Here is a 25502-nt window from a genome sequence, read left to right on the forward strand (position 1 = left end):
GGTTGTTAAAAAGTTTAACTGGTGTTCTGTCACCCCGATTCTGCGAATTTCTTTCACGTGATGCTTTCTTGGCATATGGTGGGCAAACTCTTGTGGGGTAGAAGCAATAGCGCAGCTTCAGCCTGCAGTCGTGAGTGCTGGCCCAAGCGCGCACGGCCCTTTCGAACTACTTTGGATGCAGAGTGATAAATAAAGCTGGGTTCAGAACGTGGAGGGTACAGGAACAGGGACATCGGCATGGTTCTGCCAGCCTTGGCGTATGTGAATGTTGAGTTTGATTGTTCGAGCGTGGGTAATGCAAAGCTCATCATGGCGATCGCAATTCGTTGAAACCTTGTTATTTCCTTGTTTCCGTTCCGCGCTGTACTGCAAGAAGTTCTGTCACAACAGACTCAAGTGCTGCAATGCGTGCTTCATGCCTTGAAATGATCTCATCTCGTCGAGCAATTTCAGCGTCCTTTTCTGCTCGCAGCGCGTTGACGGCTTCGACGAGGAGTGGTGTCATGCGTCCGTAGTCCATGCCGGTGACATACTCGCTGTCCGGCTCGGGTGCGACGATCTCGGGCACGACTTTGCGAACTTCCTCGCCGATGAACCCGATGTCGTGCTGCCCGCCGTGCTCAGCGTCCCAGTCGTAGTACACGCCCCGGATCTGTGCGAGCATGCCGAGAGGATCTGCAATGGGTTCGATGTTGTTCTTCCATCGGATGGATGAGGGCGAGCCATAGTTGATGCCTGCGCCGGTTGCGTAGAAGTCGTATCCGGTCGATCTGGTTGCGTGACCCCGCACAGCATACGTTGTTGAACCACTGGGACCGCCAGTGATGCCAATGACACCATGTCCAAACGCCACGTCAGCAAAGCCTACAACACCACTGCCGTTCTCTCCTGTTGTTTCTCCGGAGACACCATACACTTCTGCCTGCGCAACAACTGCAATATCGGATGGCGTTATGACTTCCAGCTTTGCGCTTGGAGTTTGCGTTCCAATACCGACACGGCCACCATCGAGTTGGAAGTAGCTGTCTTCTCCGCCAACACCAATCGCAGCCGAGAGCGTTGTGGTGCCATCACCGCTGTAGAACTGCACGCGTTTTTTCCCTGTTGTTGTAGTGTAGCGGAAGAAGCGGATGAGCGACTGGCTGATCTGGTCGAGTGGTCGTGCATCAATGTCGATGAAAACGTTGCCGCTCGATGTATTCTTCTGGAACTGCATCTGATCCATCTTCGTGTCACGCATGATAGAGAAGCTGTCCGGATCGTCGTCGTCCTGAATGCGCAGCGCAGCCCCGTCGTGTTGTATATGCACCTCGTCGACGGGTGTGATGGTGCCGATGCCGACGCGATTGCTCGCATCGACGTGCATGCCTCTGGTCTGCGCTGCGAACGGTGCGCCAGTGATCAGTTGTCGTGGCGAGAGCTCTGTGCCGTTGATGCTGATCTCGAGCCAGCGAGGCGCAGCGCCAATGCCCGATTCTGCGCCAAAGTCAAGCTGCACGGCAAACGTACCATCGATGACAGCAAGATTGTTGAAACCGATGATCGATCCGATCTGCGTGCCGCCTGTTGCAGCACTCCACAGTGTCACGTCGACGTTGTACGTGCCGCTTGCGGGAGCTCCCGCCTGGTTCAACTGCCCCTGGTATGTGAATGTTGTGTCTGTTTGGGCGACAGCACACGATGCTGTTGCGATGACTGCAAGAACAAACGCGAGTTGGCTTTTCATACCGATGTCTCCTTGAGATGAACTGCTGAGGGATGCTGACAGACCTCAACGCGTCTTTACGGCCTGTATATAACGAAAGAGACCGGGTCGCGACCCTCCCAGTTGTCGAGTGAGTTCCACGTGTAGATCCGCAGGTTTGATCCGCTGCGCTGGCATCGCGCAACCACTGGAGCGCCTGTGGAACCGGGCTGCGCGTCGCTCGCGACTGCGATATCTGTGTCTGTGATTCCGCCGCTGATCTGGACAATAAAACCCGTTGATGTTGTCGTGACTCCGGTGACATTCGATGAAGCCGAGACGATGGTGCCGTTCTCAAGTATCTTGCCATACGCGTACGCGGGATGTATCTGGTTCGGCCCCATCGTGATATTGCCGCCGTTGGCGTTGAGGTACAGTGTTGCTGTCTGGCCGTTGTTGCGCGCCATGATCTCGTTCTGATCGATCGAGATGTTTGCTCCAGATTCTGCCCCCGCGACAATCAGACCGCCACCACTCAGCGCGGTGTCGTCCGTTCCCAGCGCCCAAATTGCCGGGCCGCTGTTCGAGTTCGATGCATAGATCGTGGGGAGCACATTGTTCGATGAGTACGCCTCAATACGGACGATGCCCCCTCGTCTGCAATCGCGAGCTGGCCGAACATCGTGGATGTTCCGATCCCGAGTCGTCCGTCGGCGTTGAGATACACCTGCGGAACGTTGCCCCCAGTGCGGAACTGCATGCCGTTGGGGACAGACGGGCTGTTGAACACAACACCGCCGTTGGCAAGATTTGAGGGATCACCAAAGAGAATGCCACGTTCTGACGATGTTGGCGCGAGAACGCTAATGAAGTTCTGGCCGTTACGTTCGAACACACCGGTCGAGTTTGCCTGCGCTGTGACAGCGCCTGCGGAGTTTTCCCTAATATGGAGCGGCGCTTCGGGAGTTGTGGTGCCGATGCCGACGTGCTTGTTTGAATCAACGAAGATCCCGCGTGTCTGGATTGAATAGGGTGATCGTGTGATCGGCTGGCGCGGTGTGAGCACAGCGTAGCTCCCGGTGCCCGAGGGCTGGCGCACCTCAACACCAAGCCAGCGCCCGCTGTTATCGAATGCAGCAGCGCCGAAGTTCAGATCAACACTGAATCGTCCGTCTGTCACAGAGACACTTGTTGCCTCAAGCATCGGGCCGACCTGATTCCCACCCATGATCGAGTCATAGAGCCAGAACCTGAAGTCGCATGTGTCGTTCACAGGAGCACCGAGCTTGTTGAGCTCACCCTGATACGTGAATGTTGTGTCTGTCTGCGCGATCGCGACGTGCGCAGCTGCTGTGACTGCGATAACTGATGCGATTGTGTTGATCTTCATAACTGGATATTCCTTTTCAGTCTGTTGACATTGATGTGTCTGTTTCTGTGTGTGGTACTTGTTTCAGGGGCGATAGACAACGAACGAGAAGTAGCGGTCATCTGCACTGCCACCATCGTCGTATGTACCCACCTCAATCGTGCCGTTTGTTGCAACGATGCCCCACACGAATCCCGGTAAGGGATGAACCATCGAGACAATTGGGATGTCGTTTGTGGGTTGAAAACCTCCCTGTATAGAGATGGTGTACTTGCCCTCATCAGTGCGCTCGCAGGTCACGTTCGATGAACCGCTGAGCAATGTCCCGTCCTCGTACACCCTTCCGTACGCGAGGGCTGGATGGATATCGTGCAATCCCATGTTGATGTCGCCGCCCTCCGCATTGAGGTGCAGTGTTGCGGTAAAGCCCGCTCTGCGCGCCATGATCTCGTTTGCATCAATCGATATGTTGAAACCTCCCTCATCGCCTGTCACGATCAGGCCGCCGCCACTCAGCGCGGTGTCACCATCACCCACCGCCCACAGGACTGGGCCGGTCGAGCTGTTGCGGACAAACATCGTGGGGTTTAAGCCGGACGAGTACGCATCGAGCGCGAACGGGGCTCCCCTATCGGCAATGGTCAACTGGCCAAGATTTACGTCTGGATCTCCGATGCCGACGCGCTTCTGGAAGTTGGCTGGCAATGCAACGTCAAACGGCACACGCGGACTGGCTGTACCGATCCCGACGCTGCCACCATCGTTCTGCATGATGACAGTGCCGCTCGTCGACGCCGATCTGATGTACCAGTCGCCCGTTGTGCCCCAATGAATAAAGCTGGAGCGCGGACCGAGGTTGGGGGCAGAGAATCGCGCGGTGTTGTTGCCAGAACTTGCGGCCTCTGTAGTTACATCCAGTTGTGCGAGTGGTCCGGTTGTGCCGATGCCGACGCGCTCATTGCCATCAACATAGATCCCGCGTGTCTGGATTGAGTATGGCGATCGTGTGATCTGTTGGCGCGGTGAAAGCGTCGAGAATGTGCCTGATCCTGCGGGATATCGCACATCGATGTTCAGCCACCGCTGGTCACCATCGAATACTCCTGGGCCGAAGTCAAGATCAACGCTGAACCTGCCGTTCGCGACTGTAACATTGCTCTTACTCAGCGACTTTGTAAGCGAAGCACCGCCGATGTTTGCCTCGAACAGCTGGAAACGAAAGTCGCACATGCCATCCACCGGTGTGCCGAGCAGGTTCAGCTCGCCCTGATACGTGAATGTCGTGTCGGTCTGCGCGAACACAACGTGCGCAGCCGCTGCTGTTGCGATCAGTGATGCGATGGTGTTCGTTCTCATGGCACGGATCTCCGAGACCTGTTTGCTGATGTTGATGTGTGGGATCCACGCTGTTTTCAGGGGCGATAGATAACGAAGTTGAACGGCGTGTTCTGTGGTTCCTCGCTCGAAACGTTGTATCCGTAGACTCTCATCTTGTCTGTCTGGGTAAAGTCTCTTCCTGCAGCGACTGTTGTCAGATTGAATCCTGCCCCGGCTGTAGCGACGCAGATATCGCCCGAAGCAAACCCTCCGTCAACAGTGATGAGATACGCGCCCACCGCTGTTCTCTGCACCGAGACGATGTTCGAAGATGCGGATACGATCGAGCCATCGAGAGCGATGTACCCGTACGCGTACGCGGGGTGAATCTGGCTCGGCCCCATTGTGATGTTGCCGCCTTGCGCGTTGATGTAGAGCGTTGATGTCTGGCCGTTGTTGCGCGCCATGATCTCATTCTGGTCGATGGAGATGTTTGGGCCCGATTCTGCGCCCGCGACGATCAAACCGCCACCGCTCAGTGCAGTATCGTCCGTTCCCAGTGCCCAGACTGCCGGGCCGCTGTTTGTGTTTGATGCGTAGATCGAGGGGAGCACGTTGTTCGATGAGTACGCCTCGATTGCGAATGGTGCGCCGTCGTCCGCAATGGTGACCTGTCCGAACGTGCTTGATGGATTGCCAACGCCGAGCCGCTCGCGGACAATTGCGTTCCCAGCAACATCGAGCGTTGCTTGCGGCCCTGCTGTCCCGATGCCGAAGTTCCCGCCGTGGTTCTGCACAAAGCTGTCGGCGCCGTCCACGCCGATCGCAGCGGAAATTGCTGTTGTGCCATCGCCTCGATAGAACTGGGCTCTTTTGAGCCCAGCAGTTGTGGTGTAGCGGAAGAAGCGGATAAACGACTGGCTGATCTGGTCGAGTGGTCGTGCATCAATGTCGATGAAAACGTTGCCGCTCGATGTATTCTTCTGGAACTGCATCTGATCCATCTTCGTGTCACGCATGATAGAGAAGCTGTCCGGATCGTCGTCGTCCTGAATGCGCAGCGCAGCGCCGTCGCGTTGTATGTGCAGCTCGTCTGCGGGTGCAGTCGTACCGATGCCGACGCGCTCGTTCCCATCAACAAAGATGCCGCGTGTCTGGATTGAGTAGGGCGATCGTGTGATCGGCTGGCGTGGCGTCAGTGTCGAGTATGTGCCTGCGCCTGCTGGTTGTCTCACATCAACGCTCAGCCAGCGCTCTGCACCATCGAACACCTCTGCGCCGAAATCGAGATCGACATTGAACCTGCCATCGGTCACACTAACGTCGCTGACTGTAACTCTGGATGTGACGGCCGAGCCACCCGACATCGCGTCGTAGAGCTGGAACCTGAAGTCGCACGCACCATTGACCGGTGCGCCGAGCTTATTGAGTTCTCCCTGGTATGTAAAGGTTGTGTCGGTCTGTGCGATCGCGACATGCGCAGCTGCTGCGACTGCGATAAGTGATGCGAGGGTGTTCGTTCTCATGGCACGGATCTCCGATTTCAGTTTGCTGGTATTGATGTGTGTCTATGTGTGTGGCACTTGTTTCAGGGGCGATACACCACAAAGGCGAAGTCGTCGTCTATCGTCTCGGTGAACTCAAAGTCCCGTGTGACCACCCTGAATGCATCGATCAGCGGATCCCATCGATAACTCCCGACGCTTGACCACGTCGTGACGAGCATCACGTCAGCATGGCTGCCGCCGTCTGCAAGTTTGATCGCATAGGAACCCTCAGCCAATCGCTGCGAGGACACAACGTTTGGGGTAGCACTTATGATTTGTCCGGTAGAATCAACCCTCCCATATGCGAGTGCAGGATGGATGTCGTATGCACCCATGTTGATCTGGCCTCCCTCGGCGTTGAGATGCAGCGTTGATGCGGCGCCGTTGTTGCGTGCCATGATCTCGTTCTGGTCGATTGAGATGTTCTGGCCGGATTCAGCGCCAGCAATAATCAAGCCACCACCATTCAGCGACGCGTCGTCTGTCCCAAGCGCCCAAAGCGCGGGACCGCTGTTCGAGTTGGATGCGTAGATCGTGGGAAGCGCACTGTTTGACGAGTAGACCTCGAGACCGAACGGCGCGCCAGCGTTGGCAATCGTTAACTGGCCAAACGTGCTCGACGGATTGCCAACGCCAAGCCTGTCGCGAATGATCGCGTCACCAGCAACATCGAGATTTGTCCCAGGATCGATGGTTCCGATGCCAACCTCGCCCTGTTCGTTGATGAAAAGACCGGTCCCACCAAACGGCGATGAGCCGTTAGCGCTTGTGAACAACCCGAGCCCCTGATCCATGAACCAGATATCGCGTCGCTTCCCATTGTTGGAAGTGCCTGCAATTGCTGTGTGGCTGCGCGGCGAGCCCATCTGGATCTTCCCCGTCGCATCGCCGGGTGCAGTCATCTCGAAACCGACGGCACTGGAGTTGGTGCCGTCGATGTGCAGATTTGCGACGGGACTCTCCGTCCTGATACCGACGTTCTTATTCTGATCGACAAAGATGCCGCGAGTCTGGATTGAGTATGGTGAGTGTGTGATCGGCTGGCGTGGGGTGAGTGTCGAGTATGTGCCTGAGCCAGCCGGTTGTCTCACGTCGATGCTCAGCCAGCGCTGGGCTCCGTCGAATACCTCGGCGCCGAAATCGAGATTGACACTGAACCTACCGTCAGTCACATTCACTGGCGATACCTGCACTACCCCGCTGACCTGCGAGCCACCCGACATCGCGTCGTAGAGTTGGAACCTGAAGTCGCACGCGCCATTGACAGGCGCGCCGAGTTTGTTCAGCTCGCCCTGGTAAGTAAAGGTTGTGTCGGTCTGAGCATGCGAAACCGAAATCAGTCCTAACGTACACACAACAAACATCGTGATAATACGGTTCATTTTCTTTCCTTTTACTGCAAATCCTGCGGCACACTTGCACCTGCTCAACAAGACCGCGAGAATCGTGGTGTGATCTCCTATTCATTCGATTTGGAGTTGCGCGAATGAGTGCAGTGGATGACAGCGCGGAATCAACGAACGGCGGCATCACTGCGTCTGCGTACGCCGCGCTTCGAGGGATCGCTGCGTCGTATCTGCACAATGAGAGGATGAACCACACGCTTCAACCGACCGCACTTGTGAACGAGGCGTATGTCAAGCTCGCCGATGGCAAATGGAAGAGTGACACGCACTTTCGCGCGGTTGCATCAAACGCGATGCGTCAGATTCTGGTTGATCATGCGAGAGCACGCGGTGCACAAAAACGCGGCGGCGGCTGGGTCAAGATCACACTGTCTGCGGACGCCGCTGCCACCCCCGGACTCGATGTTGACCTGCTTGCTCTTGACGAAGCGCTCAACGAACTCGCTGAACTTGATGAACGAAAGGCGAAAATCGTCGAGTTGAGATTCTTTGGAGGACTTTCCTACGCAGAATCCGCTTCTCAGTTAGGGATCTCGCCCAAAACCGCCGAGGCCGACTGGTACTTTGCGCGGGCGTGGCTGCGGGATCGGCTGAGCGAGGACCGCTGATGAACGAGACGGAGCGTTTCAGGCGTGTGGCTGAACTCTTTGAGACTGCGCGATCGATGCGCGGACATGAGCGTACGTCGTTCCTTGAGGACAAGTGCAACGGCGACGATGGTCTCATTGCTGAAGTACACAGGCTGCTCGGGCATCACGAGTCCAGGCACGGGCTGCTCGAAGAGCCGATCACCCCCGCAGCGGTCGAGCTTCTCTCGAAGCCGCGCGAGGATGGCGCGATTCCCGAAACAATCGGTCAGTATGATGTGCATCGCCTCATCGGCGCAGGCGGGATGGGCGCGGTGTATCTCGCCGAGCAGCGCAATCCGAAGCGCATGGTGGCGCTCAAGGTTATCCGTCCAGGCGTCATATCGTCCGATGCGCTGCGCAGGTTTGAGCTGGAAGCATCGATGCTCGGGCGCTTGCAGCACGCCGGCATCGCGCAGATCTATGAAGCGGGCACATACAACGATGGCGTCGGCGATCGGCCGTACTTCGCGATGGAATATGTTGATGGCGTGCCGTTGCTGAAATACACGGAACTGCACGGTCTCGACACGCGCGCACGACTTGAGCTGGTCGCGAAAATGTGCGATGCGGTGCAGCACGCGCATCAGCACGGCGTGATCCATCGCGATCTCAAGCCAGGGAACATTCTTGTTGATGGATCTGGTCAACCGAAGGTGCTCGACTTCGGTGTGGCTCGATCGGTCGATGAGGATTCTCACACGCTCGCGACCCAGGCCGGCGCGCTCCTCGGCACGATCGGGTACATGTCGCCCGAGCAGATCGACGGGAAGCATGATGACGTGGACACGCGCACCGACATCCACGCGCTTGGCGTGATCATGTACGAGCTGCTCTCAGGGCGCATGCCGTACGACCTGTCCGACACAACAATGACGGGCGCGTTGCAGCGGGTGCGCGAGAACGTGCCGACGATGCTCGGCAAAGTGAATCCAGCGCTGCGCGGCGACATCGAGACAATCTGCGCAAAGGCGATCGAGAAGGACAAATCGCGCCGGTACCAGTCTGCGTCCGACCTGCGCGACGACATCCACCGGTTCCTGCAGAACGAGCCGATTACCGCGCGCCCCGCGAGCACGATGTATCAGCTCCAGAAGCTTGCGCAGCGGAACAAAGCACTGTTTGTTGCTGCTGGTGTTGCGCTCTTTGCGCTCGTGGGTACTCTGGTTGCGGTTTCGATTGCAGCCTATGAGATTTCGCGCCAGCGCGACGAGGCTGTTGCAGCCATGAATGATGCGAATGGCGCGACAAGATTCCTGAGCGATGTGCTAATGTCGCTTGATCCGCGTCAGCGTGGAAAACCGGAAGTGGCTTTGACAGATTTTCTCGATGATGTCACCGAACGTCTTGATGCCGGGCAACTTGAGGACCAGCCAAGAGTTGAGGCGGTTGTGCGAGAGACAGTTGGAACAGCCTACCGTGAACTAGGCCTGTTGGATGTCTCGCAGACGCATCTTGAGCGATCACTGGAACTGTACGAAACAGTTGCAAAGGGCACACCAGCGCAGCGTGCAACTGTGCTTTGCAGTCTTGGCGGGATGTGGGCAAGAAAAGGAAATCTTGAGCGAGCAGAGAAACTACTGGCTGAATCCATCTCACTCTTTGAGACGGTGCATGGGGAAGACCGGTATGGAGCGGCTGGTGCGATGCACTCGCTTGCGAGTATTCGTCTGGAACAGCGAGAACTTGATGAGGCTGAATCGCTCCTTCATCAAGCTATTGAGTTGCGTCGAGACGAGCCACAGCTGCATCCTGAGTTCCTTGCACGCACGTTGACGTCGCTGGCTGCTGTTATGCGTCGATCAGGTCGTTCAGAGGAGGCAAAGGGCGCGTATGAGGAAGCGCTTGCAATCCAGCGTTCGTTGCATCGCGAGCCGAGGCTCGATATCGCTCAGACAATGAATAATCTTGCGATATTGTACATGTACGAAGAAGATGTTGATGCTGCTCAACCGCTGCTCGAAGAGGTACTCGCAATCCGACAGGCTTTTCTTCCCGAGAATCATCCGGATATTGCACGTGTGTACAACAGCCTTGGCGGTATCTACTCGATTCGTGGCAACGCCGAAAAAGCGGAAGAGATGTATCTGAAGGCAGTTGCGATGTACGTCGCTGCATATGGAGAGGAGCACGCATCACTTGGTACGCCATACATGAATCTTGGAGTTTCACAGCGAGTGCAGGGCAGGTACACCGATGCGGTGCGATCACTAGAGCATGCGATTGCAATCAAGCGGGCGAGTTACGGTGAGCAACATATCCAGGTTGCGCCGTCCTTGCTGCACCTGGCACAAACGTATATTTTGGCAAACGAATCTACCCTCGCGTACGAGTGCGCATTGGAAGCACATGAGATATTCTGTCGCGAGGAGGGTGAATCATCATCGCAATCCGTTGTTGCAGCTTCCGTGCTTGGGTATAGTCTGGCTTTGACAGGGGAGTTTGACAAAGCCGAAGAACTTCTTCTGATGGTTGACACAGCGATGAACGCAGTTGAAAACCCATCTGCGAGAGTCTTGCGTGCGATGGCGCGTAACCGCGAGTGGATTGTCGACATGTATGAACGTTGGAACAACGCAGATCCGATCGGCAATCACCTGCAGGATATTGAGAAGTGGAGGGTTTCCTCTCCATGAAGTTATCCTGATTGCTGCATGCTTCCGGCCCACGGCGTCGGCTTTGCCGAGTCCGGGATGCGCCCGAACGCGATTTTGTCGTCCATCTGATGGCAGTACCCGTGCATGGAGCAGTAGTAGATCGACGACAAACCCCATCGGTTGTTGATGCTGTCGATCGTGCTGGAGAGTTTTACAGCGTTGTGCGCATCCTCGAAAAGAATATTTGCGATCTCTGTTGTGCGTGTCAGATCATGGACTGTTGCACAGACCTGAATGGGGCGCGCCCGATTGAAATCGATTCTCTCCCACATTCTGTAGAGCGCTTCAAGCAAGCCGGGTGTGTCCTGCACCGAGCCGAGTGAGATCGCATCCTTGCATCGTGAACCATCAAGAAACGAGACCTTGATAGCGAGTGTTGCTGCAACGTATCCGTCGCGTCTGAGTCTGCTCCCCAGCCTGCACACGAGCCGAGTCAGGATTGCCCGTGCGCCATGTTCGTTGCGAAACTTGGGGTCGAGCACATTCGCGTGCGTCATGGAACTCTTGCGTGTAGGCATCTCGGGTTCATCAATGCCGTGAAACCCAGTCCACCAGTCCGCACCCGTGACAGAGTTCCAGATGTGGACGGATTCGCGCTTGCTGAGATTCCACAGTTCCTCAATGGTGTGTACACCGCTGCGTTCAAGCCTGTCTGCCATGCCTCGACCGATGCCGCACAGGTCCTTTGGTTTCAGGTGTGAGAGTCGGTGGGGGAGATCGTGCAACTGGAGTGCGCAGATCCCGTTGGGCTTGTCAACATCGCTGGCTATCTTTGCGAGGAGGCGCGTTGGTGCGATCCCGACCGAGCATGTGATGGCTGGACTGAAATCTTTGAGAATCGATTGCTTGATGTTGCGTCCAACTTCGAGTGCGGTGCTTGGTGTGCACTCGCTGCCTCGGAGTTCGATTGCCCATTCGTCAATGGAATACGCCTTGTGGATTGGCACGCATCGCTCGATGGATCTGGCGACCGCGTGGTGTATCTGCACGTACACGTCCGGGCGTGCTTTGAGAAAAGTGATCTCCGGGCAGAGTTTGCGTGCATCAAGCACACGTGTTCCGGTCTTCACGCCAAAGGCCTTTGCCTGTCTGCTGGCTGCGATGACGCAGGTGCCTTCACTCTTCACCGGAACAACACCCACGGGCTGATCGCGGAACTCCGGCCTGAGATGCTGCTCAATGGAGGCAAAGAATGAATCCATGTCCACGAACAGCCAGCGAAGTTGCGGAAGAGGGCTTTGCATACCCAAACAAAATACGACAATAAAACCGACGTGTCAAGCGTGTCGGGCTTGTTACACGATTTTGGTCGTGAAATGTGGGTCCTTGCGATATGCTGAGGCATTGGAGGATGCTCATGAGGTTGTACTGGATCAGGTTGGCTGGAGGATTGGGATTCATATGTGCCGGTAGCGGTGTGGCATACGCACAAACCCAACTTCCGATTATCAATCCAAGCTTTGAACAGGTCAGCCGTCCATTGGCGTCGGGCGAGCTGACCAACGGTTGTGGTGGAGTCGGTGTGTCTGTTGGGACTCGTGCGAGTTTCTTCGCTCAGCCGCAGTTTGTGAACACGGTTGAGGTGGCTGGCTGGCGCACGTATCTGCCCCCGCCACAAAATCCAACCGCGTTGATCTATGCCGGTGTCTTGAACTCGCCAGACGTGGGCGCAGGCCAGCCGTACCTGACCGGGCATACAGGAATGCATGTCGCGAATCTGCATCATGTTGCTATGCAGCAGACGCTCCCTGTATTCATTCAGCCAAATACACACTACAGGCTGTCATTCCTTGCGGGGTTCGGCACCGGCGAGACCCAGGAGGGGATCTATGTCTGGCTCCTCGGAGCACCCGATCTATCGACGATCGTGTTTCCGTCCAATGGAGAGATACTTACGCAGACACAGGGGCTGCTCCCGCCAATCAGCAGCGAGGGGCAGATGCTCCCATACGAGCTGGAGGTGACAACGCCGAACGTGCTTCCGACGAATCTTCAATCAAAGTATATTGCTATCGCGTTTATTGGGAGCGATGGTATTCCGAGCATGAACTACGACGATTTTCAGCTTGTTGCAACTCGCACATGCGGGTTTACAGACTGTGATGGGAGCGGCGCACTCAATGTCTTTGACTATATCTGCTTTGGGAACGCATACGCGGGAAATGATCCATACGCAGATTGCGACGGGAACGGCATTCTGAATATCTTTGACTATATCTGTTACGGCAATGTGTTTGCTGCTGGATGCCCCTGAACGGGCAGTACCGATTTACAAAGAAACAGGGCACGATGTCGTGCCCTGTTTCTTTGTTGTTCATGTTGGCGCGTTTTTATTTAGCGACCACGAAGATCGAATGCATCAGGCGACAATGCCGGCCTTGGCAACTGCACGTCATCGGGAATCTCACCCTTCACTGACATTTCGACTTTCTCAAGGATGGTCGGAATGGTCTCGTCTGCACGGAAACCTTCCGCTGTATGGATGACTTGGTTGTTCGATCCGACCACCGCAAAGTGCGGATAGCTCTTGCCGCGATACGCCTTGAACAGCCCGTCGTTTTCGAGATATACCACCGGGAATGTGATGTTGTTCGCAGCAAGGAACTTGCGGAGATTCTCCTCGTTCCTCTCTCGCACAGCCATGCCGATCACCTTCACAGGCTGATCCTTGTATTTGTTTGCAATATCCTGCACTGCTGCAGTTGCTTCCTTCGCAGTGGGATTCCACGATGCGAAGAAGTACAGCACGATGGTCTGGTTCTGCATCTGGTCAAGTGCAACCTGCTTGCCATTGAGATCCATCAGATCGAAAGCGGGTGGTGGGAACGTGTTCACACCGCGTGGTTGGACTGGGCCTTCCTGCTCGTTGCCATCGCCGGCACCGCCAAGAACATTCTGATCGTTGCTTGCACGATCGACAATCGGCGGGATAATGTCTTCCGCGTACCCCTCGGGTGTGGGGATATTGAAGACTGTTTCGGGGATTTCTGGATTCAGCTTCAGATTTGTAATGGTGATGGTTTCAACAACCTTGGCGTCGCCTGCGGCGGCGCTGAGAGTTTCCTTCTTTCGGGGAAGATGATCCTCGGCGCCAAAGTACCAGCGGCGCTTGTCCTTGTTCTCCCCATAATCAATAAAGACAACATCACACTTGACACCGCCAACTGTTTCCTGCCCAATGACTTTCGAATCTGTTGCAGCGAGTTCCTGTTCGAACGGATCGGCAAGCTTGAGATTGCTCATCCATGTGGTGTTGGCCATCTGTACCTGGCTGCTGCGCGCGCTACGAGCGAACTTTTCGATGACCTTCTTCTGCTCGTGATCGATCCAGAGCACGGACGCGTTGCGATCAACAACCTCAAACTCGACTGTTGCGTCAGACACACCGGAGACCGCAGGAACCATCGAAGCCTTGGAACTGCCTTCGTGGCGAGCACGCCAGCGGAGACCGGCATTGATGTCACGCTTCATGGTGATTTCACTCTTGCCTGACTGTTTCAGGGATGAGCCACCGAACGGAATCTCGCTCTCCATCGTGCTGGTGAACTGCAGAGACTGTGCCAGTCCGATTGCATCGACAGCCTTCAACAGGACAGCTTGTGCGTCCGGATCAGCGAATGATGTGCTGGGAGCGGCTGCGACAATGGCTGCCACAGAAGTCAAGAAAATGTGATGCGCACCTGTGTGCCGGGCAAGCGACATGCTCATACTCCAGTTGAAAAGTTCAGGGATAAATCGATTCTCTCCAGACCGACAGGATGGGCACACTGCCTCATTCCGTCATCTTCTTTCGGGTCAGGGACCCAATCTCCTTCGCCCTCATGCGAACCCTGTCGATAATAGGACGAACCGACAGCAATCCACCAGTCAGCAAGGTCCGGGTCGATACGAAATCCATCTCATTCTTGTTCATACATTATGGGACCGGATTTGTGGGGCCGCAGTGCCGGTGAAGGAAAGTTTCAATTGAACTGCATTCAAATCGCAAGTCTGGCACTTCAGGAGGATCGCATCAAGAGTGAGGTTGCTCAGGCTCTCGGGGTGGGGGCGTGCTTTCTTGCTGTCTTCGTTGCGCTTGCGTTGCTGGCAGTTGCGAAACATTGGATGCGATTTGCCAGGGACAACGCAGACAAGGTTGATACCAAGCCGGATTCCTTCAGAATGCAGGAGGGGTTTGTGCTTGTGTTTGGCGCATTTGCCATGTTTTTCTGTGTTCTTGTTCTTCAGTCAATCTTCAACGTGGTCGCATCGCGTTTTATGGAGAGCAAGGAGAGCGCTGGCGAGATTGCATCGATTGGCTCGTATCTGTGTGCGAGTGTTGGGCTTGTCATGGTGTGCGCGTATGCGCGCAACGACACATGGCAGCATGTTCTCTGGGGATCGTCGTTTCGGATGTCCGTCGTCCGGGGTGTCTTGTGCTATGTATTTTTCCTTCCCATGCTGCTGGGTGTTTCGATGATTTTGCCTGTATTGTGGCAGATGTTGACAGGCCATGAACCAAGCCAGTTGGCGCACGAGTTATTGCGTGCGATAAACTCAGAGGGACTCAACGCGACTTCATTTCTGATCATGGTGAGCGCTGGACTGGGTGCTCCTGTCTTTGAGGAGTTGCTGTTCCGTGGGTGTATTCAGGATGGAGTAGTCAGAGTTGTCGGCGACGGAAGGTTGCAGAACTGGTTTGCAATCCTGTTTACATCGGTTGTTTTTACTTCACTGCATATTGGTGTTGTTGACGGAGAGTACTTCGCACTTGGTCCTATCTTTGCTTTGAGTGTTGCCTGCGGGCTGGCCTTTGCCCGAAGAAGATGTGTGCTTGACACAATACTTGTCCACATGTTGTTCAACGTGATGAGTCTTGCAATCACAGTTGCGATCATGTCGAGTGATGCTGCTTCGACTGCCGGGTAAGTCATGCTCTGACGAATGGGTTGGTGTGTTTTTCTGTGCCGATGGTTGTTTCTGGTCCATGCCCGGGTAGCACAAGCGTATCGTCCGGGAGTGTGTAGAGTTCTCGCGTGATCGCGTCGATGAGATCGTTGTGGTTTGATGACGGAAAGTCGGTGCGTCCGATGGATCCTGCAAAGAGCGCATCGCCCGCGATGCACACACCGGTGTCCTTGTTGTACAGGCTGACACTTCCGGGTGAGTGCCCCGGCGTATGGCGGACATCCCACGTCAGGCCAGCGATATCGAGCGTGTCATTGTGGTTGAGCAATCGATCTGCCGATGGCGTGGTGACGGGTAATCCATAGCTTGCGCTCATGTTCAACTGTGGATCAGTCAGCCAGTCCCGTTCGTCGGTGTGGATGAGGATCGGGGTGTTGGCAAATGCAGCACGAACGTCTCGCACGCCAGCAATGTGGTCGATGTGCGCGTGTGTCAGGATGAGTTCGTCCGGCGTGAATCCCTGCAACCTCACAAAGTCGATCATCGTGCCGGGTTCAAAGCTCGCGTCGATGATCGAGCAGTGGCGGGTATCGCCAGCATTCTGCGCAACGACATAACAGTTTGTTTCAAAGGGGCCGAGCGTAAACCGAAAGATGGTCACCTGATCTGAGTGGAAGACAACGTCGGCCTGATCGATTTCGTGCGTGCTCATTGACAATCCTATGGCATGACGAGAGACATACAGTCCCATTGCAAAGGAGCACAGCATGGATATCCGTAATCTTGACGAGGTCACGATGAACCCGGTCCAGATGGACGGCGCAAATGGCGTTCGTATGGCGATCATGGTGGGGCGGGACGATGGCGCACCACACTTTGCGATGCGCAAGTTCGAGGTTGAGCCGGGTGGGAACACACCTCGCCATCAGCACGATTACGAGCACGAGGTCATTATCCTTGGTGGATCGGGGACGGTGCTGCTCCACGGTGAGGATCGAACACTGAAGGCTGGTGATGTGCTCTATGTGCCAGCGGACTCTGAGCACCAGTTCCGTGCGGATCAAGGTACGTCATTGGAGTTCATCTGTCTGGTGCCGGTTGAGCGCAACTGCGGTGGTGACACACCGGGCAGTTGAGTGTCACATCACGAAACAGGGTGCATCCAAATACCAGTAACAAGGAAAGGATGACACCATGATCCAGAGACGAAAAGCGGACGAGCGAGGCAAGGCAAACTACGGGTGGCTCGACGCGCGGTACACGTTCTCGTTTGGCGAGTACTACGACCCTGACCACATCCACTTCGGGCCGTTGCGCGTGATGAATCAGGACCGTGTTGCGCCAGGTCGCGGATTCCCGCGTCACGGGCACGACAACATGGAGATTGTCACGTATGTGCTCCACGGCGTGCTTGAGCACAAGGATTCCATGGGCAACGGATCCCAGATGAAACCGGGCGATGTGCAGTTCATGTCAGCTGGTTCGGGCGTGCAGCACTCCGAGTACAACGCATTAAAGGACGAAGAACTCCGCCTCATGCAGATGTGGGTTGTACCCGCACAGCGCAACACAGAACCGCGATACGAGCAGAGAACTTTTGCTGACGGCGAACGTCGTAGTACCCTGAAACTCTGTGTTTCACCGGATGGAGAGGGCGATTCTCTCACGATCGGGCAGGACGCTCGCATGTACACGGGGCTCTTCGACAGCGGTGAAACAGTAACACATGATCTGACTGCAAAGGCAGCATACCTGCATGTTGCTGAAGGCTCGGTCACTGTGAACGGCCAGACACTCCATCCGGGTGATGGCGCGGAGATCACCGATGAGTCGGAGATTGAGATCACCGGTGTGGAGCGTGCGAATGTTGTGTTGTGGGAGTTCCCTGCGGCGCTTGTTGTGATCGCGTAACTACACGAACAGTGTTGCGCCGCACATGGCTCGCTCGTGATCGATCAGCCATCGTTTGCGTTCCAGTCCGCCCGCGTATCCGTGGAGCTTGCCCTGCGAGTCGATGACGCGATGGCAGGGCACAATGATGGCGATCGGATTTGCGCCGTTGGCAGCGCCGACCGCGCGGGAGTAGTTGGGGCCGCCCACGCGCTTTGCGAGTTCGCCGTAACTGATGGTGATGCCTGCAGGGATAGAACAGAGTTCGCGCCAGACAGTGTGCTGGAAGTCTGTGCCGTGTGCAGCGAGCGGGAGATCAAACGTCGAGCGCGAGCTTGCGAAGTATGCATGCAGTTGCGCAATCGCTTCATTGAGGATGTGTTTCAATGGTGCTGGAGCATCTGACCCATCTGGTGCATCATCATTGGGCTTGTCGAACGCAACCTCTGACACGCCGGCAGTCCCATCGGCGTTAGTCCGCGCGGTGACTCGGATGATGCCCAAAGGTGAATTAAGTTGGGCGGATGCGATGGTGTCTGTTGCTGGTGCTGGCATGAGATTCTCCGGGCAAGTCTATGTTCGCAATCTGTGCGGATGAAGATTGTGGGTTGTCCTCTGTATCTTTCGTGTGTGGAACCCCGGATGGCACCCCTGTTTTCTTGCCACCAGCCCGGGTGCGGTCTAGCGTGAGATCGGATTCGGTCGATTGACCTGCCAGACGCACTTTCTGCCCGCCTCAGCATCCGGAGCCCGACATGACAACATCAAACCCGTTCAACTCGCGTGCGACCCTCAAGACCAAGCACGGCGAGTACACCATGTTCAGGCTCGGCGCGCTCGAAGAGCAGGGGATGACGAAGATCGCACGGCTGCCGTATTCGATCCGTGTACTGCTCGAATCGCTATTGCGGAATGTTGACGGGTACACGGTCACATCAGACGACGTGTCCGGGCTCTGCAGCTATGACCCAAAGAATGTGAAGGCTGAGGAACTCCCATTCATGCCTGGCCGAGTCGTGCTGCAGGACTTCACGGGCGTGCCGTGCGTGGTTGATCTTGCTGCGATGCGTGACGCAATGAAACATCTTGGCGGCGATCCTTCAATGATCAATCCCGATGTGCAGTGCGACCTTGTGATCGACCACTCGGTGCAGGTGGACGACTTTGCGACGCGCGTCGCGCTGACGATCAACGCACAGAAGGAGTTCGAGCGCAACAACGAACGCTATGAGTTCCTGAAGTGGGGACAGCAGTCATTGAGTAACTTCTCGGTTGTGCCGCCCGCAACCGGCATCGTGCATCAGGTGAATCTTGAGTACCTTGCCAAGGGTGTGCTGACCAAGGAAGCGGATGGCAAGACGGTTGCGTATCCTGATTCGCTTGTTGGCACGGACAGCCACACAACCATGATCAACGGTCTCGGTGTTGTCGGCTGGGGTGTGGGCGGTATCGAGGCCGAAGCAGTCATGCTGGGCCAGCCGGTATACATGCTCACGCCAGAAGTTGTCGGGTTCAAGCTCACAGGCAAACTGCCTGAGGGGACAACCGCGACGGATCTTGTGCTGACCATCACGCAGATGCTCCGCAAGCACGGTGTTGTTGAGAAGTTTGTCGAGTTCTTCGGGCCCGGCATGGCTGACCTTGCGTTGCCCGATCGTGCGACCATTGCAAATATGGCACCGGAGTACGGCGCAACGATCGGGTTCTTCCCGATCGACAAGGTGACAATCGATTATATGAAGCTGACGAACCGCTCCGATGCTCAGGTTGAGCTTGTCGAGGAGTATGCGCGTGCGAATCACTTGTGGTGGACACCTGACGCGCCGGAGCCCGAGTTTGCCAGCGTGCTTGAGCTTGATCTTTCGACGGTGCAGCCATCGCTTGCTGGCCCAAAGCGTCCGCAGGATCGCGTGCTGCTGGCGGATATGCAGACAGAGTTCAAGCGTGCATTGACAGCCAAGGTCGGACCGCAAGGCCTCGGTGTTGATCCTGCCAAGGTTGGCGCAAGCGCAACGGTTGTGCATACCGAGGAGAGCCATCCCGCGCAGCCCGGTCTGACGTCGGAACTGAAGCACGGCTCGGTTGTCATCGCTGCGATCACGAGTTGCACGAACACATCGAACCCGGATGTGATGGTCGCAGCGGGGCTCGTCGCTCGCAAGGCGCGTGCGCTCGGACTCACGCGCAAGCCATGGGTGAAGACGAGTCTTGCGCCCGGTTCAAAGGTTGTGACGGAGTATTACGACAAGGCGAATCTGACCGAGGATCTCGACGCGATGGGATTCGACACGGTCGGGTACGGCTGCACAACGTGCATCGGCAACTCCGGCCCACTCCCGGGTGAGATCGAGAAGGCAATCAAGGAGGGCGATCTTGCAGTTGCGAGTGTGCTCTCGGGCAATCGCAACTTCGAGGGCCGTGTGCATCCCGCGGTGCGTGCGAACTTCCTTGCGTCGCCGCCGCTGGTTGTGGCGTATTCGATCGCGGGTACGGTTGATATCGATCTGATCCACGATCCGATCGCAACGACACCCGATGGCAAGGATGTGTATCTGAAGGACATCTGGCCGACCCAGGCAGAAGTGCGCACGATTGTGGACTCGTGCGTGACTCGCCAGCAGTTTGAAGAGAAATACGCTGGTGTGTTCACTGAGAACGATACGTGGAACGCGGTTCCGGTGTCGAAGAGCGAACTGTATACATGGGACGAAAAGTCAACGTACATCCAGAACCCGCCATTCTTCGCGGGCATGACGACTGATGCGCCGGGGCTCACACCGATCCGCGGTGCGCGCTGTCTTGCACTCTTGGGTGACTCTGTGACGACGGACCACATCTCGCCGGCGGGCAATATCGATCCTGTCACACCTGCAGGCAAGTATCTGATTGAGCACGGTGTACCAAAGCACGATTTCAACTCGTTCGGTTCCCGCCGAGGGAACGATCGCGTGATGACGCGTGGCACGTTCGCGAACGTGCGCATCCGCAACCGGATTGCGGCCGGCGAAGACGGCACGATTCCCGAGGGTGGCTGGACGCGTGATTTCACCAGAGTTGGCAAGGGCAGCGTTGCGTACATCTATGACGCGTCGCTGAACTACAAGGCTGAGGGGACACCGCTCATCGTGCTTGCTGGCAAGGACTACGGCATGGGTTCGAGTCGTGATTGGGCAGCCAAGGGCACGATGCTGCTCGGTGTAAAGGCAGTGATCGCGGAGAGCTTCGAACGTATCCACAGAAGCAACCTCGTGTTCATGGGTGTGCTCCCGATGCAGTTCAAGGACGGGCAGACCGCTGAAACACTTGGGCTGACGGGGTATGAGACTTTCGATATCACGCTGCCGAACCCCGTTGAACCGCGCTGCGATGTGCATGTTACCGCGACACTCGAGGATGGATCGAAGGTCGAGTTTACCTGCTTATGTCGCATCGACACGCCGATTGAGATCGATTACGCATCCAACGGCGGCATTCTGCAGACCGTGATCCGCAAGAAGCTGAACTCAAGCGTGCAGCACGCGTAATCAATAGGGCAAACATACGTAACAAAGAGAAAACCCCGGTCATTTGATTGGGGTTTTCTTCAATCGACGATTAAAGTATCCGTGCTCAGAGCTCATTGATTGTGTATCGCACAACCACGCGAATAATGCGCCTGCTGGTCCCGATGATGCTGGAGTTTGACGTATCTGTCACATGCAACTGATACTGATAGGATTCGTTATCAATCAGGTTGTAGTTTGTATTTGGGCTGAGGTCCTGATATGCGACTGTGCCGGAACTGCCGGTCGAGTCAACCGTTGCAATCACATTGCTTTGGCCGTTGTCCTCATGCTGGACAAGGGAGACTCGAACATCTGCAACCGATGATGAATCCTCGATTACTGCGACGATGGCAACGACTGTTGCACCATCGGGCAGAACGACTGGTGCGCCAAGTGTTGCTGTTCCACTTGTGACATATGCCGACCAGCCGTCATGGATAACAGTAGCAGATGAGTCAGATCCGATGAAAGCGCTTGAACCAATGCTGATCACCTGGAGCTTTGGCTCGACAAAGTCGAAGATGCCTGCACGGACTGTGCCTGCGACATGGAGCTCTGCCTGCGGGTCTGCAACACCGATGCCCACATTGCCGCTGAAGTAACCACGGCCCTCAAAGTACCCGCCGTACCCGTTTGCGCTGTCGGTCTTTCCTCTGACACCATAGTTTGTCCCGGTATCGCCGTCGGCATATCCGTACACACCATGTCCGCTGGTGCTGTTCGCGTGCCCGAACACGCCATAAGTCACACCCCCGCCTGCTGTGGAATCACCAAAGACACCGCGCCCCGCATTGCTTGGTGTCCAGCCGTACACGCCGTAGGTCACACCGGTGCCTGATGTTGCAGCACCGAAGACGCCTCGACCAGCATTGCTTGCGGTTCTGAACTGCCCGCCATATGTCACCCCAGTGCCGCTAGTCGCGTTTCCGTAGACACCAGTGCCTGCATTGCTTCGCGAGTTTCCATAGACACCAACAGTTGCTCCGGTGCCAGCTGTTGTGTCGCCGAACACACCTCGACCGCCGTTGCTCGCACTCCAGCCGTATGTGCCGACAGCAAACCCTGAACCGGCGTTCGCGGCACCGAACACACCGACACCGTTGCCGGCAGTGGAAGTTCCTCGAATACTTGATCCACTGGAGTAGATAACTTCGAAGCGTCCATTTGTGGGATTATTTGTGCCAATGCCAACTGGTCCGTTGTTGTAGAACAGCACATCACCATTGGCCTGCCATCCAACACCACCATCAATAAAACCACCAGACTGGGATGTCATAGTGTGCGAGGAGAGGTGGTTGGTGCCTTGAGAATCTGTACCAGACTGAAATGTGGTCGTATGGTTTGATTCAGCAGGGTCAGCATCGGCATTGGCGGCGTCGGTGTCAGCGGATGCGTGCGATGCGATTGAGACAGGGGCAACCAGCACCGGCTTGCGGGGAGTGAGAATAGTCATCTCAGCATCACTGTTTGATTCCCGCACACTGATCTGGAGATATTTCACACCTCCTGCCAGGTGCTGGGCAGCGATTGGGAGATCAATCGCAATACGCCCGTCAACAATCGAAGCTTCATTCACCACGAGTGTTGTGCCGAGTTGGTTTCCTCCTGATACTGCATCAAAGAGTGCAAACTGAAGATCAACAACACCGTTGAGTCGCTCGCCGTGGAGTCTGAGTTCGCCGTCGTATGCGAGTGTGACTGTTGATCCTGCCTGGGTTGCATCTGCACCAACAGATGGCGGCAGGGATTGGGCCAGAGTTGAGGCACATGTTCCGGCAAGCAACGAGCATGTCATGGCTGTGGTGACGAATCGACTCATAGCAGTTCCCCTCAAACGAAATGATGTGCGATGATTGGCCTCATCCATGCCCGCCCCTCAACGAGTTGGCAGGGAGCCATTACCCAATATTCTAGCAGAACCACCAGACGGATGCATAGGGGAAAATATTCTGATAATATCAGACGTTCAGGATGCCTGACGCAGAGTTAATTTTTCTCTTTTGACTGCAGCAAGCTATTGTGCCTCAGTGATTGTGTAGCGAACAACAACGTGAATGACCTTCAGGTTGGTTGTATCCCACGAGGTATTGGGAGACACAATGACGCTGTAGGAGTAGGTTTCGTTATCAACGAGAGCATTTGCGATAGTCAGGTCTGTATAGTTTGCAAGACCGCTTGCACCTGTGGAACTGACAGAGGCAAGCGTGTCATATGAGGATCCATTAAACCTGCGCAGTGTGACGTCGAGATTATCTGTTACTCCAGAGTCGTTTATGCGAGCAACGAATCCTGTGACTGTTGCGCCATCGGGCAGCTGGACGCTGGCTAACAGGTCTGTTGTTGCGGGGACCGCGTATGCACCATTGTTGTAGATGACTCTGTCGTTGTTGTCTGCTGGGACAAATGCACCTTCGCCAATGTTCAATACACGGAGTTGTGGCTCGACAAAGCGGTATGAATCAGCGATCACGTTTCCGTCAACGTGCAGTTTCTCTGATGGTGCGTTCTCTCCAACACCGAGATCGCCGCTCACATAGGCATTGCCGACAAAGTATCCTGCGAAGCCATTGGCGCTGTCCGATCGACCATACACGCCGATGTTAAAACCAGTTGTGCTTGTTGCAATGCCAGCCACGCCTCGACCGGATGTGCTGGCAGAAGTGCCGTACACCCCGTTGGTGACGCCTGTTGAACTCTGTGCTTCGCCGTACAAACCGGTGCCGCTTGTGCTGTAGGCGAGTCCATATACCCCGTACGTTGATCCCGCGTTGTTGTTTGCAACACCTCTGACACCAGCTCCCTGATCGCTGTCAGCAGTTCCAAGAATGCCTGATGTTGTTCCATCAGTCGAGGTTGACTTCCCCTGCACACCGATTCCTGTGCTCGAATAGGCTTCACCATACACGCCTGATGTCAGTCCATTCAGGCTGGTTGCGCGCCCAAGGATTCCAAGGCCCGATGCGCTGGGTGTCGTACCAAGCACGCCGACTGCCTGCCCGGATGTCGCTGTTGATTGGCCGTAAACACCATAGCCTGTCGCGCTTGCTGACTTGCCAAATACACCAAAGTTCTGGCCTGATGAGGCGGTAACTTCGCCAAAGACACCTGTCCCTGTTGTTGAGAATGCCTCGCCTCGGACGCCGTATGTTGTGCCGGACATGCTCGAAGCGCGTCCGAAGACACCTCGTCCAGCGTTACTCTTCGCATGGCCAAATACGCCGTAGGTTTGTCCTGTGTTGGAAGTCGCATCACCGAACACACCCTGGCCCTCGTCGCTTGCACTGTGCCCGTACACACCGCGAGTGACACCGGTGAGCGAAGAAGCAGTTCCAAAGATTGCTCGTCCTTCAGAGCTTCGTGCGATGCCGAAGATACCTGTGGTGACTCCCGTCGTGCTGGACGTCTCGCCGTACACACCTTTCCCTGCGTTACTGCGTGAAACAAACAGGCCGCCGTAGGTTTCGCCGGTCTGGCTGAGAGCATCACCGAAAACTCCTCGACCTTCATCACCTTTGGCTGTCCCCCAGACACCAGCCCCTGAGCCTGTTGTACTTGACGAGAATCCAAAGATACCACGACCTTCGCTGCTCCGAGTGTGACCATATACGCCGTAGTTCAAGCCAGTTGTTGAGAGTGCGTCACCAAACACACCTCTTCCGGTTGGGCTGTTTGCAAATCCGAGAAGACCAGTTGTGGTCCCCGTCGATGCTGTTGCTGCTCCAAGCACCGCGACGCCGTTGTCGGCGCGGGCATTTGATCTGATACCCGTCCCGATCGGGGCTTCGACCTGGAATCTTCCCTGAGTGGGGTTGCTCAAGCCAATTCCCACCGGGCCATCGTTGTAGTAGATGATGTCACCATTCATCTGCCAATCACCAGCATCGGTCACGTTTTCGAGTAATATGCTGCCGGATTCAGGCAGGCTTGTTGATGCATTTGAAACTGTGCTCTGTGAATCTGCAGAGAAGGAATCGGGGCGAGATGAGTCATGCTCTTCGCTCTCACTCTGTCTGTCGGCGCCCTGTTGTTGCTGGTTCGCCTGCTGAACAACAAGACCAATTGGTGAGAGGAGCACCGGCTTGCGAGGCTGGAGCGCGGTATACGAGGTTGGAGCAGTACCGCTTGTTGCTGTTTCGCGAACGCTGACCTGCAGGAACCGCACACCACCTGCAAGATGCTCGGTTGCGATCGGCAGATCGACAGCAACTCGACCGCTGACGATTGATGCAGCGTTGACATGCAGCACATCGCCAAGCCGTTGTCCAGCAGTTGGAGCATCAAACAGTGCGAACTGCAGATCCACAGTCCCTGTCAGAGGTTTTCCCTCGAACATCAACTCGCCGTCATACGAGAGGAGCACAGTTGATGGTGACTGTGGTACAGCCTCACTCTGTGTCTGGGCATAGAGCGTGGTGGCATTGAACACGCTGAGAGCCAACACACCAAACGTCGTGGCTGCTGTCAATCGCATTGTGCTGTTCCTCATGGTTTGGATTACTCTCTCTATGGTGGGTGCGGTACATCAGTTTTCAGTTTGCGCACCTCCTGCGCAAACAACCCGTGGACTGTCAACA

Annotated in this window: 19 protein-coding genes; 7 read left to right on the forward strand and 12 right to left on the reverse strand. The window is 55.8% G+C overall.

Annotated elements, in window-relative coordinates; genetic code table 11:
- Positions 1 to 337: 337 nt before the first annotated feature.
- From H6815_12190 to H6815_12215, 6 genes are all read right to left on the reverse strand, one after another.
- Positions 338 to 1726 (reverse strand): tail fiber domain-containing protein, encoded by a 1389-nt coding sequence (locus H6815_12190; protein ID MCB9861199.1) that lies wholly within the window; start codon positions 1724 to 1726, stop codon positions 338 to 340.
- 56 nt (positions 1727 to 1782) lie between these two features.
- Positions 1783 to 2298 carry a hypothetical protein gene (locus H6815_12195; protein MCB9861200.1) on the reverse strand — a complete coding sequence of 172 codons (516 nt, stop codon included), beginning with the start codon at positions 2296 to 2298 and terminating at the stop codon, positions 1783 to 1785.
- A complete protein-coding gene (locus tag H6815_12200; GenBank protein MCB9861201.1) occupies positions 2220 to 3074 on the reverse strand; it encodes a hypothetical protein in 855 nt (284 codons plus the stop codon). Before H6815_12200 ends, H6815_12195 begins: the two co-directional genes overlap by 79 nt.
- A gap of 63 nt (positions 3075 to 3137) precedes the next feature.
- On the reverse strand, positions 3138 to 4409 hold the full coding sequence (locus H6815_12205; GenBank protein MCB9861202.1) for a hypothetical protein: 1272 nt from the start codon (positions 4407 to 4409) through the stop codon (positions 3138 to 3140).
- Positions 4410 to 4465: 56 nt separating this feature from the next.
- Positions 4466 to 5896: a hypothetical protein gene (locus tag H6815_12210; protein MCB9861203.1), complete on the reverse strand. Its 1431-nt coding sequence runs from the start codon at positions 5894 to 5896 to the stop codon at positions 4466 to 4468.
- A 62-nt stretch (positions 5897 to 5958) separates the two neighbouring features.
- Positions 5959 to 7299, reverse strand: a complete 1341-nt coding sequence (locus tag H6815_12215) for a hypothetical protein (GenBank protein MCB9861204.1) — start codon at positions 7297 to 7299, stop codon at positions 5959 to 5961.
- 104 nt (positions 7300 to 7403) lie between these two features.
- On the opposite strand from H6815_12215, the gene H6815_12220 reads away from it, so the two are divergent.
- Together H6815_12220 and H6815_12225 are read left to right on the forward strand one after the other, a co-directional pair.
- Complete coding sequence (locus H6815_12220; GenBank protein ID MCB9861205.1) at positions 7404 to 7931, forward strand: sigma-70 family RNA polymerase sigma factor; 528 nt, start codon at positions 7404 to 7406, stop codon at positions 7929 to 7931.
- Complete coding sequence (locus tag H6815_12225) at positions 7931 to 10585, forward strand: serine/threonine protein kinase (protein MCB9861206.1); 2655 nt, start codon at positions 7931 to 7933, stop codon at positions 10583 to 10585. The genes H6815_12220 and H6815_12225 overlap by 1 nt, the downstream gene beginning before the upstream one ends.
- A gap of 2 nt (positions 10586 to 10587) precedes the next feature.
- Here the strand turns inward: H6815_12225 and H6815_12230 are convergent, their stop codons facing one another.
- Positions 10588 to 11850, reverse strand: a complete 1263-nt coding sequence (locus H6815_12230; GenBank protein MCB9861207.1) for a type VI secretion protein ImpB — start codon at positions 11848 to 11850, stop codon at positions 10588 to 10590.
- Between the two features lie 113 nt (positions 11851 to 11963).
- Between H6815_12230 and H6815_12235 the strand changes: the two genes are divergently transcribed.
- Positions 11964 to 12860, forward strand: coding sequence for a hypothetical protein (locus H6815_12235; GenBank protein MCB9861208.1), 897 nt, complete (start codon positions 11964 to 11966; stop codon positions 12858 to 12860).
- A gap of 80 nt (positions 12861 to 12940) precedes the next feature.
- Here the strand turns inward: H6815_12235 and H6815_12240 are convergent, their stop codons facing one another.
- Complete coding sequence (locus H6815_12240; GenBank protein ID MCB9861209.1) at positions 12941 to 14308, reverse strand: redoxin family protein; 1368 nt, start codon at positions 14306 to 14308, stop codon at positions 12941 to 12943.
- 264 nt (positions 14309 to 14572) lie between these two features.
- Between H6815_12240 and H6815_12245 the strand changes: the two genes are divergently transcribed.
- A complete protein-coding gene (locus tag H6815_12245) occupies positions 14573 to 15514 on the forward strand; it encodes a CPBP family intramembrane metalloprotease (GenBank protein MCB9861210.1) in 942 nt (313 codons plus the stop codon).
- A 1-nt stretch (position 15515) separates the two neighbouring features.
- On the opposite strand, the gene H6815_12250 is transcribed toward H6815_12245, so the two are convergent.
- Positions 15516 to 16205, reverse strand: coding sequence for an MBL fold metallo-hydrolase (locus H6815_12250; GenBank protein ID MCB9861211.1), 690 nt, complete (start codon positions 16203 to 16205; stop codon positions 15516 to 15518).
- A gap of 55 nt (positions 16206 to 16260) precedes the next feature.
- Between H6815_12250 and H6815_12255 the strand changes: the two genes are divergently transcribed.
- Together H6815_12255 and H6815_12260 are read left to right on the forward strand one after the other, a co-directional pair.
- Positions 16261 to 16629 (forward strand): cupin domain-containing protein, encoded by a 369-nt coding sequence (locus H6815_12255; GenBank protein ID MCB9861212.1) that lies wholly within the window; start codon positions 16261 to 16263, stop codon positions 16627 to 16629.
- A gap of 58 nt (positions 16630 to 16687) precedes the next feature.
- Positions 16688 to 17404, forward strand: a complete 717-nt coding sequence (locus H6815_12260) for a pirin family protein (protein MCB9861213.1) — start codon at positions 16688 to 16690, stop codon at positions 17402 to 17404.
- Here the strand turns inward: H6815_12260 and H6815_12265 are convergent, their stop codons facing one another.
- Positions 17405 to 17938 carry a methylated-DNA--[protein]-cysteine S-methyltransferase gene (locus H6815_12265; GenBank protein ID MCB9861214.1) on the reverse strand — a complete coding sequence of 178 codons (534 nt, stop codon included), beginning with the start codon at positions 17936 to 17938 and terminating at the stop codon, positions 17405 to 17407.
- Positions 17939 to 18138: 200 nt separating this feature from the next.
- On the opposite strand from H6815_12265, the gene acnA reads away from it, so the two are divergent.
- The gene (acnA, locus tag H6815_12270; protein ID MCB9861215.1) at positions 18139 to 20907 is read left to right on the forward strand and encodes an aconitate hydratase AcnA; all 2769 of its coding nucleotides are present in this window, start codon (positions 18139 to 18141) and stop codon (positions 20905 to 20907) included.
- Between the two features lie 85 nt (positions 20908 to 20992).
- On the opposite strand, the gene H6815_12275 is transcribed toward acnA, so the two are convergent.
- Positions 20993 to 22747: a hypothetical protein gene (locus tag H6815_12275; GenBank protein ID MCB9861216.1), complete on the reverse strand. Its 1755-nt coding sequence runs from the start codon at positions 22745 to 22747 to the stop codon at positions 20993 to 20995.
- 195 nt (positions 22748 to 22942) lie between these two features.
- Complete coding sequence (locus H6815_12280; protein MCB9861217.1) at positions 22943 to 25399, reverse strand: hypothetical protein; 2457 nt, start codon at positions 25397 to 25399, stop codon at positions 22943 to 22945.
- Between the last annotated feature and the right edge of the window lie 103 nt (positions 25400 to 25502).

This window comes from Phycisphaeraceae bacterium (assembly GCA_020639155.1).
In the GTDB taxonomy this organism is placed as follows: Bacteria; Planctomycetota; Phycisphaerae; order Phycisphaerales; family UBA1924; genus JACKHF01.